Annotated in this window: 9 protein-coding genes; 4 read left to right on the top strand and 5 right to left on the bottom strand. The window is 63.4% G+C overall.

The window, feature by feature from the left end; genetic code table 11:
- Nucleotides 1–63 precede the first annotated feature (63 nt).
- The 5 genes from AB4Z43_RS12455 to AB4Z43_RS12435 all read right to left on the bottom strand — a co-directional run bounded on the left by AB4Z43_RS12455 (nt 64) and on the right by AB4Z43_RS12435 (nt 7,453).
- Entirely contained in the window at nt 64–1,377 is a 1,314-nt protein-coding gene (locus tag AB4Z43_RS12455) for an O-antigen ligase family protein (protein ID WP_038651709.1), read from the bottom strand.
- 335 nt (nt 1,378–1,712) lie between these two features.
- Entirely contained in the window at nt 1,713–2,540 is an 828-nt protein-coding gene (locus tag AB4Z43_RS12450; protein ID WP_441937665.1) for an SDR family NAD(P)-dependent oxidoreductase, read from the bottom strand.
- A gap of 70 nt (nt 2,541–2,610) precedes the next feature.
- Nucleotides 2,611–3,096, bottom strand: a complete 486-nt coding sequence (locus AB4Z43_RS12445) for an acetone carboxylase subunit gamma (protein WP_019862825.1) — start codon at nt 3,094–3,096, stop codon at nt 2,611–2,613.
- On the bottom strand, nt 3,093–5,297 hold the full coding sequence (locus tag AB4Z43_RS12440) for a hydantoinase B/oxoprolinase family protein (RefSeq protein ID WP_038651702.1): 2,205 nt from the start codon (nt 5,295–5,297) through the stop codon (nt 3,093–3,095). Before AB4Z43_RS12440 ends, AB4Z43_RS12445 begins: the two co-directional genes overlap by 4 nt.
- 14 nt (nt 5,298–5,311) lie before the next feature.
- Nucleotides 5,312–7,453, bottom strand: a complete 2,142-nt coding sequence (locus AB4Z43_RS12435; RefSeq protein ID WP_019862823.1) for a hydantoinase/oxoprolinase family protein — start codon at nt 7,451–7,453, stop codon at nt 5,312–5,314.
- A gap of 110 nt (nt 7,454–7,563) precedes the next feature.
- On the opposite strand from AB4Z43_RS12435, the gene AB4Z43_RS12430 reads away from it, so the two are divergent.
- The 4 genes from AB4Z43_RS12430 to AB4Z43_RS12415 all read left to right on the top strand — a co-directional run bounded on the left by AB4Z43_RS12430 (nt 7,564) and on the right by AB4Z43_RS12415 (nt 12,279).
- Entirely contained in the window at nt 7,564–8,334 is a 771-nt protein-coding gene (locus AB4Z43_RS12430; protein ID WP_441937662.1) for a helix-turn-helix domain-containing protein, read from the top strand.
- Nucleotides 8,335–8,436: 102 nt separating this feature from the next.
- A complete protein-coding gene (locus tag AB4Z43_RS12425) occupies nt 8,437–9,186 on the top strand; it encodes an SDR family NAD(P)-dependent oxidoreductase (RefSeq protein WP_441937660.1) in 750 nt (249 codons plus the stop codon).
- Between the two features lie 224 nt (nt 9,187–9,410).
- A complete protein-coding gene (locus AB4Z43_RS12420) occupies nt 9,411–10,760 on the top strand; it encodes a glucoamylase family protein (RefSeq protein WP_441937658.1) in 1,350 nt (449 codons plus the stop codon).
- On the top strand, nt 10,750–12,279 hold the full coding sequence (locus tag AB4Z43_RS12415; RefSeq protein WP_441937657.1) for a mercuric reductase: 1,530 nt from the start codon (nt 10,750–10,752) through the stop codon (nt 12,277–12,279). Before AB4Z43_RS12420 ends, AB4Z43_RS12415 begins: the two co-directional genes overlap by 11 nt.
- Nucleotides 12,280–12,383: the final 104 nt, after the last annotated feature.

The following is a 12,383-nucleotide window of genomic DNA, read 5'->3' as shown; positions in this document are numbered from 1 at the left end:
GTGCCTGCAAGCGAACATTCCTAGCGTCCGACATGAGGTCGAACCCGGTCGCGGGACCGTAGTTCACATCTGATCGGCGGCGGCCGGACGGCCGACATGCCGGGGCCAGGCCGGCTCGCCCCTTGCCGCATCCGCCGGCTCGAAGGCCGGCGACCAGCGGGTGCGGGTGACCGGCAGCCGCGCCAGCTTGAAGTAGCTGAAATACATCAGGAAGGAGCCCATAATGTAGGGGTTGAGGACCTCGACCTCGACGAAGGAACGGATGAGCAGCAACACCATCACGCCGAACAGCACCACCGATTCGGCCTGCCATGCCTTGAAAATCACCGTCGAGACATGGCCGTAGAGCGTGCGCAGCATGATCAGCGAGATCATCACCGCTCCGGTGAAGCCGAGTTCGACAAGCGCCTCGACATAGGTGTTGTGGAAATGGAAGCCGGTGCGGGTGGTGATGTAGAATTCGTTCCACAGCCGCTCGGCCTCGGCAAAGCCTTGCACCCAATAGGCGGCATAGCCGACGCCGAGGATCGGCGAGCGCTGCGCGGCGTTCCAGCCCTGCTCCCACAGATAGGTCCGCCCGGTGAGCGTCGAATCCTTGCCGAAGAGGCCAAGCACGAAGTCCATGAGCCCGAGATTGAGGGCGACAAAGGCCACCACGACGATCAGGCCAGCGCCGACCACGAAGATCACCCGGCGATAGCGCCGTGACAAAAGCTTGGTCATGGCAAGAAGCGCGATCAGCGCCAGAACCGCCGGTATCGAGGCCATCGAGGTCGCGGAATGCGAAATGACCAGCAGGTAGGCCGACAGCAGCACGACAGGCACGGTCAGCATGAAACTCAGCCGGCCACGGCGCAGGAAAGCAAGGAACACCACGGAGAAATAGATGCCGAGCGAGCCGACGAAGCCGATCTGGTTCTTGGACGCAAATGCGCCAACGAAATTGTAGGTGCCGTCAAGGACGTCCTCGGAATAGGCCCCGACCTTGAGCGAATAGAGCATGACGAAGAAGATCCCGATCAGGGCGCCGAGGGTCAGGGTCCGCACGCTGACGGTGCGCGCCGCGACATAGGCACAGGCGATGTGGGACAGGTACTGGACCGCCGTTCTGGCGGTGACGCCGGGCGCCTGCGACCAGAAGATGGAAAAACATATATAGGCCGCGAACAGCAGCGGCAGCCAGGCGCTGGAAAGCTGCCGCAGGAAGCGCCGATAGTCGACCAGGATGAGCGGAAGCCAGACGGCATAGTAGGCCAGGATCAGCACCTGGCCGAAAATGACGGAATAGGAGAACGCCCAGATCGAGACGGCAACGGCAAAAGCGCCATAGACCGAGTTCTTCTCGGGATCGACCAGCAGGGACTTTGGAATTTTCATCTCAGAGTCCCGTCGGCGCGGCCCAAGACCAGCAAACCCGGCAGGCCGCAAGCCGGCCGGCATATCCGCAAAGAGGGGCGTGCAATAAACGGCATCTCCATTGTGCAGTGCAATATAGCCTATCGCACCGCATGCTCAATGGCAAATCCGGTCACCTTGTCTTACATCAGAGCCGTTCACCGTTTCGCGGAAACGGCGAACCACTCTAACTCTTTGTTTTGACGCAATTCCTGTGGGAAGACCGTTCACACTTCTCCTGGAATTGCTCCAGCGAACGCAGAGAGATCAGCCGGTGGCCCGCCCCGCGACAGCCGCCTGGATCAGCGACGAGGACGCTACCAGAGTGCTCCGCCGGTGACCTGGATGTTTTCCATGGTGATGCCCTTGGCCAGGTCCGAGCACAGGAACACGGCCAGTGCGGCGATTTCCTGCGGCTGCAGCATGCGCTGCTGCGGGTTGCCCCTGGCGATCTCGGCCATCGCTTCTTCCGCCGTGCGCCCCTTGCCCTCGCGCTCGACGACCTGGGCCACGTTGCGGCGCATCAGTTCGGTCTCGACCCAGGTCGGGCTGATCATGACGCAGGTGACGCCATGCGTCGCGCCCTCCAGCGCCACGCAGCGGGTCAAGCCAAGCAGGCCGGCCTTGGAGGCGCAGTAGGCGGGATTGTCCTTCCAGCCGACTGAAGCCGCGGTCGAGCCGATGTTGACGATGCGGCCCCAGCCACGCTCGATCATGCCGGGAAGCACGGCACGGGTGGCGCGGAAGGCGCCGGTCAGGTTGGTGTCGACGATCTTGTCCCACAGCGCGTCGGAATGGCCGCAGACCGGCTGCTCGGCGGTGGTGCCGGCGGCGTTGACCAAGATATCGGCAGGACCGATGGCGGCCTCGGCTTCCGCCACGAAACGGTTGGTGACCTCGCTGTCGCGGACATCGAGGTGAGCAGCATGCACCCTGGTGCCATGGGCCGACAGGGCCGAGCGCACGCGCTCGATTTCGTCGACGCCGGGATAGTAGGCGGCGTCGGATCTGTCGGCGCCCGCAGACGCGATGTAGGAGCCGACGGCGACATTGGCACCGGCTTCAGCCAAGGCCGTGGCAATGGCGAAGCCCATCCCGGAAAAGCCGCCGGTGACGATTGCACCGCGCCCAGCAAGGTTTGTCATCGCGTGCTTCTCCAATGGTTGCGGCAGGCAATCAGGTTCCGGAGTATTTGTCGACGCGGTCCGCCTTTCTCTAGAGCGGCTTGCCCAGCCATTCGCGATAGAAGCCTTCGAGATCGGGCTGAAAATCGTGCACGATGGGATAGCCGGGGGCAGCCGCTTCCACCTCGTGCATGGTGCCGCATTCCGGGCAGATGAATTCGCGGATCTCCATCCATTGCGGATCGGGGATATCGCTGTTGGGATAGATTTCGCGCAGCGTCTCCTCGGTGTTGCGCACGATGATCGAAGCCTTGAGCTTCCAGTTCTTGCGATAGTCGCCGAAGGAGTGACCGCATTCGCAGCGTGTCACACGCTCGTCGCCGCTCTGGCAGATGAAGAGGTGATCCGAGACCGGCAGCAGGATCGGGTCCTTCCAGCCGACACGGTCCTGCAGCACCGCGACGTATTTGAAGAAGCGGTCGTCATCCTTGTAGGCGCTCATGACGCGGCGCGTCTGCGGCCAGGGCAGCGTGCCCGCGACCAGATCGGCGATGACTTCCTTGCTGTACGAGGTCATGGCTTTGCTCCCGGCATGAAGATCGATTTGGCGTCGACGTTCCAGAAATCGCTGAATTCCCTGGTGAAGCGCGACGATAGCTTGATCGCGCTGGCGTACATCTTCTTCACCTCGGGCGCGAAGTCGGCCTTCTCGACACGGCAGCGTTCGGTAGCGATCCACTCCGAGACCGGCTTTGCCTGCGCAAGCCGCCTGGCGCGAATTTCGGCGCGGTGGCGCTTGGTGGCCTCGAGGTTGGCGACGGGATAGCCGTCCTCGTCCTCGTCGAGCATGATGCCGAAGATGCCTGTAGCCGCTTCCTTGGTGAGATAGCCGTTCTCGACATCCGTCGCCGTCTTGAGCGGGTCGCGCTCCAGCACGTCGCCATAACCACCGCCGCCATTATAGGAATGGGTGAAGACGTCGCCGGTCTTGTGCGGGGCGGTGATGTAAGGGCCTTCCATCGTCACGTGCTCGCCCTGCAGCCGCAGTTCGAGTTCCGAGCGATGCGGGTTGGTGCCGGTGTGATGCGCCAGCGGCGCCCGCTTTTCGGCGAGTTCGAAGATGTTGCTATCGCGCACCGCGCGGTGCTTCTGGCAGGTTGGCGCCGGGTAGCCGCCGCACATGCCGCCATTGTCGAACACGCGGGAGGAATGTTCAGATGTAACCAGCCTGAGATGGTCGGTCTTGCTGACCAGCCAGGTAGAGATGAAGGAGCAGCCGCCGCGATATTTGCCGGCGCCGCCGGAATTGGGAACGATCGAGCGGCCGATATAGACCATCGGCATGTTCTGTTCCCAGATCTCGATATTGCCCATGTCGGATTCGGGGTTCCAGCCGACATAGGCGGTGTCCAGCCCATCCTTGATGGCCAGCGCGCCGGAACCGGCGGCGGCGCATTCGAAATGCGCCATGCCGAACAGCTTGCCGTACTGGCTGGTGCCGCCCATCTCGATCATCGGGCTGTTGACCTGGCCGACGAAAGCTTCCTCGACAAAGCCGCGCCCGATGAAGGAGCGCGACAACAGCCGCTGGAACACGCCGTAGGCCGGTAGCAGCAAGGCCCATGAGGTGGCGGTCGCCACCATCTCATTGTCCGGGTTGGTCCAGGTGCCGTGCGGCAGCTTCAGCTCGGTCGCCATCCAGGCGCCGTCATTGACCAGGCCCTCGAAATTCATGTGCTGGGTGAGCGTCACGAACATGCCGCCATCCATGCCGGCCGGCGTGCAGTTCATCGAATGGTAGCCCCAGGGCTGCGTGCCCTCGAAGTCCATGATGATCTTGCCGTCGGTGGTGATCTCCATTTCGATCGGCATGTTGTAGAGCCAGTCGGGATCGCCGAGCGGCTGATAGCCAGGCTTGCCCGCGGTGACATGGCCGTAGAATGTATGACCGCGATAGATGCCGGGAACCGTGAGCTGGCGCGTGCGGGCGAGCTGGGCACGGCGGCCTTCCTCGATGAATTCCTTCGACACCTGCATCCAATAATCCAGGCCGATCTCGTCGATCAGCGCCTTGACGCTTTCGCGCATGTCGATGCAGGAGGCGACCTTGGCCTTCTCGTCGAGCACCCAATAGATCGGCATGCGCAAATTGCGCTCGCAGCGGATGACATAGTCGCGACGGATCTCGTCGTTCTCGCCGACCTTTTCGGCGCAGACGAAAAGGCCCTCGGTGAAGCGTTCCTGCGCCAGCGCCACATCGCCGCCGGGGGTGATGCCGCCGGCCTCGAGTTCGTGGCAGACCGCGCCCGCCCAGCCGACCAGCTTGCCGGAGTGGAAGATCGGCACCACGTCCATCACATCGGGCACCTGAACGGTGCCGATGAAGGCGTCGTTGTTGGCGAAGATGTCGCCGTCGCGGATGCAAGGGTTTTCCTCGTAGCCGTTGCGGATCATCCATTTGATGAAGCGGCTCATCGTGTGCACATGCACCATGATGCCGTTGGAGAGCGCGATCGCATCGCCTTCCGGCGTGTAGATGGCGACGACCATCTCGCCGACTTCGCGCACGCCCGGCGAAGCCGAGATGCGGCGGGCCATTTCGCGTGCCGAGACGCAATAGGCGCGCAGCTTGGTGTGCAGCGTCTCGAATTTCAGCGGATCCTGGTTGCGCAGCTGCAATTCGGTGATGCCGTCATAGCAGCCGGTCTCTTCCATGAGCCGTTCGGATTCGATCAGCCGTTCGCGGATGCGCAGGGCGGAGGCGGGTTTGTCCAGCATGGCGTTCGCCCTTCTCAAGCGTGGGTGTAGTGCAGCAGCGTCCACTCATCGACATGGACACGGTCCTGCGGATGAACGACGAGCGTGGTGGCGGGATGTTCGATGATGGCCGGGCCGATCACCTCATGACCGGGCTGCAGAAAGTCCATCTCGTAGAGATTGGCCTTGTGCCAGCGGCCGCCAATATAGGCCTCGCGCACGCCCTTATGGGCGGACGACGGATCAGACTTGCCAAGCGGGCGCTTCAAGAGCACCGGCTTGACCTTGTCGGCGGTGGCTATCAGCCCAAGTTCGGTGATGGAGAAGCCGGCTTCGCCATAGCGCGAGACGCGATGGTTGACCTTGGCGTAGACCGCCTCGAACTCGTCGATGACCCTGCGCATGTCGTCGGCCGATTGGAGGGCCGACAGCGGCGCCATCACCTCCACGTCCTCGAGCTGGCCGGTGTAGCGCATCATCAGGAACGGCACGGTCTTGATCTTTTCGCGCGCATGGCCGTCCACGATCATCTCGTCGACCGCCGCCTTGGTGAGGTCGTCCCAGACGGCGGTGACCTTCTTGCCGAAGGCGAGCAGCTCGTCGTCGCTGGCCCGCGCGCCGATGTCATGCTGCGTCGACACGGAGTGGCGGCGCATGAAATCGGCGGTGGTGCAGCCGAAGGCCGAGAAGGCGGCGGCGAACTGGAAGGTGATGATGTCCTTGAAGCCGATGCCCCTGGAGCAGCCGGCGAGATGCAGCGGACCCGAGCCGCCATAAGAGAGCAGGGTGAATTCCGAGGGGTGGATGCCCTGGCCGGAGATGACGCGGCGCAGCGCGTTGTTGGCGTCGGCCTCCAGCATGTCGATCATGCCTTCGGCGGCTTCCTCGACACCGACGCCAAGCAGGCGCGAGCATTTTTCCTCGAAGGCTATCCTCGCCTTCTCGACCTGCAGCACGACCTTGCCGCCAAGGAAATAGTGCGGATTGAGACGGCCGAGGATGGCGTCGCAATCGGCGATGGTCGGTTCGGTGCCGCCCTTGTCGAAGCAGATCGGGCCGGGATCGGAGCCGGCGCTTTCCGGCCCGAGCGAGACTTTCTTGGTCAGCGGATCGACTTTTAGGATCATGCCTGCGCCGGCGCCGATCGTGTCGAGATGCAGCGTCGGCACGTTGAGCTTGAAGCGGTCCATCAATGGCTCGTTCTCGATCCGCGTCTGGCCGCGGGTGATGACGCCCATGTCGAAGGAGGTGCCGCCCATGTCCGAGCAGATCAGCGAGTCGTTGCCGATCAGCTTGCCGACATAGGCCGCACCCAGAATCCCGCCGATCGGGCCGGAGATCATGGTCTCATGCAGGCGCGGATGGTTGATCGAGGTCAGGCCGCCGAAGGAGAGCAGCGTCTGCACACCATATTTGAAGCCGTATTTCTTCGAGACGTCCTCGATGCCCTTGAGCTGCTTGCGGCCGCGCGAGGTGGCATAGGCCTCGATCAGCACCGAGTTCAGCCGCGACTGCTCACGGATGACCGGGCGCACCTCGTGGCTGGTGTAGACGAGGATGTCGGCACCGGCCTTGGCGATCTCCTGGCGGCAGATCTCGGCAATGCGCTTCTCGTGCACGGGATTGACATGCGAGAAGATGGTCATGATGCAGATCGCCTCGACCTTGTCGGCGATCAGCTTCCTGGCGGCGGTCGCGACCTCATGTTCGTAGAGCGGCAGGATGATGTCGCCGAACTGGTCGATGCGCTCGGTGACGCCATGGGTGCGGCGGCGCGGCACCAGCGGATCGGGATGCTGGTGTGTCACCGCATGCAGCCGGTCGGCATAGGAATAGTCCGCCCAGGCCTGCAGGCCGCGGCCCATCAGGATCATGTCCTCCAGGCCTTTGGTGGTGATGAGGCCCAGCCGGCGCCCCGTGCGCGACAACAGCGTGTTGAGCATGCCGGTGCCGGAATAGAGCACGACGTTGACGCCGGAGAACAGCTGCTCCAGCGAGATGCCCCAGGCATCGGCCGCGTCCTCGGCCGAGGCGAGGAAACCCTCGGCCTCGTTCTTCGGCGTGGTCGCCGACTTGCCGATCTTGAAGTGGCCGTCCTGATCGACAAGGATCGTGTCGGTCATGGTGCCGCCGGCGTCGATGCCGATGACGATGGGGTTGGTGGTGATCTGGTCCACGGGTCGCCTTCCCTCTTCGAGAATGACCGCAGGCTAGATTCGATCGTGCGGATCGCGCCATATGCCTAAAGACACAATGACTGCGCGGCGCGGTTCGCCGAGAAAAGGGCATGCGCATGGGCAACATCTGGGCGCCGCTGGCCAAGGCGATCGCCGCCACCGGCACCGACCGGCATGTCGACTGCCTGATCGACCTGATCGGGGCCGACATTGCGCACGATTTGGTGACGGTCACCCGTTACTCGGCGACAAAGACACCCGAATTCGTCAAGCACCGGCGCTTCTCGGACCAGATGGTGCGGCGCTATCTCGACAATTACTACGTCTTCGACCCGTTCTATGCCTCGTGGCGACGCGAGCGTCGTCTCGGCATCCTGCCACTCAAGGGATTGGCCGACGAAGAAGCCAAGCGCGGCCAGTACATAGCCGGCTTCCTGGCACAGTCCGAAATCTGCGACGAGGTCGGCATCATGCTGGCCGATGGCGGCGACTGGTGCCTGGGCATCTTCCTCGACCGCTCGACCAGTTCGTTCAAGGATAGCGAGATTGCCCTCTTGGACGAGCGACTGCCGGTGTTCGAGGCGCTGCATGCGCTCGACATTAAGGCGCGCGGCAGCAACTTTTCGCGCACCTCTGCCCCGACCGGCCCCGGCGCTTCGCCGCAACAGAAGCCGACCATCCCGACAAGCCTGTGGCCGGAACTGTCGCTGCGCGAGCGGGAGCTGGTGCAGCTGATCCTCGCCGGTCATCCGACAGCCAACATCGCCGAGCGTCTCGGCATCACCGTCGGCACCGTCAAGAACCATCGCCGGCGCATCTACGAGAAGCTCGACATCACCACCGAGCGGGAGCTGTTCTTGCAGTTCTTTCAGCACCGATAGCGCTCCTGCTGGCCTACCAATATCCCGTCCGGCAAGCCCGATCCCGCCTTGAACTTGGTTGCGGTTGACTTCACATTCGCCATCGATTGGGAGGAAGACCATATGCCGAACTTCGCGGGACGCTTCGCTGGCCGGTCAGCCGTCATCACCGGCGGAGCCTCGGGCATCGGCCTGGCAGTCGCGCAAAGGATCGTCGAGGAAGGTGGACGCGTCTGCGTCTGGGACCGTGATCCGGCCCAGATCGAACAGGCGAAAACTCTCATCCCTGGCCTGCATGGTGTTGCCATTGACGTCGCCGATGCCGCCGGCGTCGAAGGCGCCGCCGCAAGGACGATCGAAGCGCTTGGCGGCGTCGACATCCTGGTGACCAGCGCGGCCATCACCGGCCCGAACATGACGGCCTGGGCCTATTCGACCGAGGACTGGCAGAAGGTCATCGACATCAACATCAACGGCGTCTTCTACTGCAACAGGGCGCTGGTGCCGCATATGCTCGAGCGCAATTATGGCCGCATCGTCAACATCGCCTCGATCGCCGGCAAGGAAGGCAATCCCAACGCTTCCGCCTACAGCACGTCCAAAGCCGCCGTGATCGGACTGACCAAGTCGCTGGGCAAGGAACTGGCCAAGACCAAGGTAACGGTGAATTGCGTGACGCCGGCGGCCGTTCGAACAGCGATCTTCAAGCAGATGAGCCAGGAGCACATCGACTTCATGCTGTCCAAGATACCGATGGGGCGCTTTGGCGAGGTCGAGGAAGTGGCGGCGCTGATCTGCTGGATCGCCTCGGAAGAATGCTCGTTCACGACCGCCGCCGTCTTCGACGTCTCCGGCGGCCGCGCCACTTATTGACCCGGGCCGTAACATCCCAACATTGGCCGGTGCGACTACAATTCCGCGTGACGAGGCAACGATCGGAACTGGACAGGCGTATATAGTCGGCGACGGGCGGCGACAGAACAGGGTTTGCGGGGAGGCCATGACACGACGAGACAGTTTGGCGATGACCCACGGCCGCCGTGCCGGCGCCGTGCTATCGACAGGGGTCGCGGCCATAAGGCTGGAGATTGCATCGCTTGCCTGAAGCAGATCCTGCAGCACTGTCCGATGACGACCTCCTGGACCGCTATCAGCGCGCGGCCTTCGGCTATTTCCTGGAGAATGTGAACCCCGACAACGGGCTGGTCGCCGATACATCGCGGCCGAACTCGCCGGCCAGCATCGCCGTCGTCGGTTTCGCCCTCTCCTGCTATCCGATCGGTGTCGAGCGCGGCTGGATGACACGTGCGGCGGCGGTGGAGCTGACGCTTGCGGCGCTGCGTTTCTTCTCGGCCAGTCCCCAAAACGGTGGTGACAACGTCACCGGCCATAAGGGTTTCTACTACCACTTCCTCGACATGCGCACAGGCTTGCGCGTCTGGCGCTGCGAGCTGTCGATGGTGGACACCGCCTTGCTGATGGCCGGCATATTGGTGGCCGGCGCATATTTCTCCGGCGGGGACGCGAAGGAGGCCGAAATCCGGCGGCTTGCCGAAGCGCTCTACCGGCGCGTCGACTGGCGCTGGGCGCAAGGCAGCAGCCCGACCTTGCGGCAAGGCTGGAAGCCGAAGAGCGGTTTTCTCCACTATGGCTGGGAAGGCTATAACGAGGCGACCATCCTCTATGTGCTGTCGATGGCCTCGCCGAACAGCCCGACTTCCGACGATAGTTACGAAGCCTGGACGGCGACCTACCAGTGGGAAAACATCTACGGCCACGACGTGCTCTATGGCGGCCCGCTGTTCATGCACCAATTCTCGCATGCCTGGATCGATTTCGCCGGCATCCGCGACGCCTTCATGCGCGAGAAGAATTCGGACTATTTCGAAAACAGCCGCCGCTCGACCTATCTCCACCGCGATTATGCCCGTCACAACCCCTATGGCTTCGACGGCTATGGCGAGAACCTTTGGGGCCTTTCGGCGGGAGACGGGCCGGGCGGCTTCCGCGCCAGCGTGGAGCGACGGAGGCACCGGTTTTCGGGTTATGCCGCGCGCGGCGCACCGTTCGGGCCGGATGACGGGACGATCGCGCCATGGTCCTATCCGGCGTCGCTGCCTTTCGCGCCTGACATCTGCCTGGCAGCCATGCGTCATCTCGGCGAGCGCTATCCGCAAGTGATCGACAATTTCCGCCTGCCGAGCGGCTTCAATCCGACCTTGGCCAACCGGCGAAAATTCGGCCGCGACGGCTGGGTGTCGGAAGGCCATTACGGGCTGGACCAGGGCATCGTGGTGATGATGATCGAGAACCACCGCTCGCGCCTGGTCTGGGAGCTGATGCGCTCCAATCCGCACATCCGCCGTGGCCTGGACAGAGCGGGTTTCACCGGCGGCTGGCTGGCACAGCCGGCAGGCTCCACGTCAGGGGCCTACGATGGCGCGTGAGCAGACAAAGGCGGCCACCTTCCCGGTCGACCGCAACGACGTCGAACTGGTCCGAGGCGCGCATCCGCCGCACTGGAAGAACCCTACGCCCGACGGCCCCTACAATCTCGTCGTCATCGGCGCCGGACCAGCCGGGCTGACCGCCGCGCGTGACGCCGCAAGCCTTGGCGCAAAGGTCGCGCTGATTGAGCGCGGGCTGATCGGCGGCGCCTGCGTCAATGTCGGCGGCATCCCGTCGAAGTCGATCATCCGCACGGCCAGGCTCTATGCCGACATGCGCGACGCCGAGAATTTCGGCGGTGACACGCCTGCGCGTCTTCCCGTCGACTTCGAGCGGGTCATGATGCGGATGCGGCAGATCCGGCAGCGGCTCAGCCGCGCCGATTCAGCCGCGGCCATCACAGCCGAAGGCATCGACCTCTATTTCGGCGAAGCGCAGTTTGGCGGACCGGACACGGTTGAAGTCGCCGGCAAGACGCTGCATTTCAAGAAGGCCCTGGTCGCGACGGGCGCGCATCCGAGCGGGCCGGCGATCCCCGGACTTGCCGAGGCCGGCTATCTCGACAATGAGAGCATGTTCAACCTCACGCAACGTCCTGAGCGGCTCCTGGTCATCGGCGGCGGTCCGCTTGGCTGCGAGACGGCGCAGGCCTTCTGCCTGCTCGGTGCGAAAGTCATCCTGGCGCAGAACGATCCGATGTTCCTGCCCGGCGAGGAACGCGACGCCGCGCAGATCCTTTCGGACGCGCTGGCACGGGAGGGGGTGGAGGTGCGCCTGAACACCGAGGTGGTGGCGGTGCGCAAGGAAGGCGGCAAGAAGCTCGCCGACCTTTTGCGGGACGGCGACACGACAACGATCTCCGTTGACGAGATCATCACCGGCGTCGGCCGTTCGCCCAATGTCAGGGGTCTCGGCCTGGAAGAGGCCGGCGTGGTGTATGACGCCAACGGCATCAAGGTGGACGATCACCTGAGGACCACCAATCCGCACATCTACGCGGCAGGCGATGTTTGCCTGGAATACAAGTTCACCCATACCGCAGAGGCAACGGCACGCATTGTCGTGCGCAATGCCCTGTTTCGCGGGCGCGAAAGGCTCAGTGACCTCGTCGTTCCCTGGTGCACCTATACCGACCCGGAGATCGCCCATGTCGGGCTCTATCCGATCGAGGCGCGGCAGAACGGCATTCCGGTCAAGACCTATACGGTGCTGATGCATGATGTCGCCCGCGCCGTGATGGACGGCGAGGAGGAAGGGTTCGTCAAGATCCATGTCAGGGAGGGATCCGACCGCATCCTGGGGGCGACGGTCGTCGCCGCCCATGCCGGCGAGATGATCAATGCGGTGACGCTTGCCATAAGGTCGGGCATGGGATTGCACGCCCTGGCCGACGTCATCCATCCGTTCCCGACGCAGGCACAAGGCATCAAAATGGCGGGCGATGCCTACAGGCGAACCCGGTTCACCTCCTTGCGCAGGCGTCTGGCGGCGCGCTGGCTGGCCTGGTCGAGGCGATGAACCCGGCCCCGCGCAGAGGACTCGGGGCGCGGCAGTATTCAAAATATACAGTGCTTGACGAAAGCCTTGTTCAGCTAAACAAGGTGGCGCTGATGCCTGTAATC

This window comes from Mesorhizobium sp. 2RAF45 (genome assembly GCF_052115225.1).
GTDB lineage: Bacteria > Pseudomonadota > Alphaproteobacteria > Rhizobiales > Rhizobiaceae > Mesorhizobium > Mesorhizobium jarvisii.
Note: the sequence above shows the minus strand (reverse complement) of the source record. Positions and strands in the feature narration are given on the sequence as shown.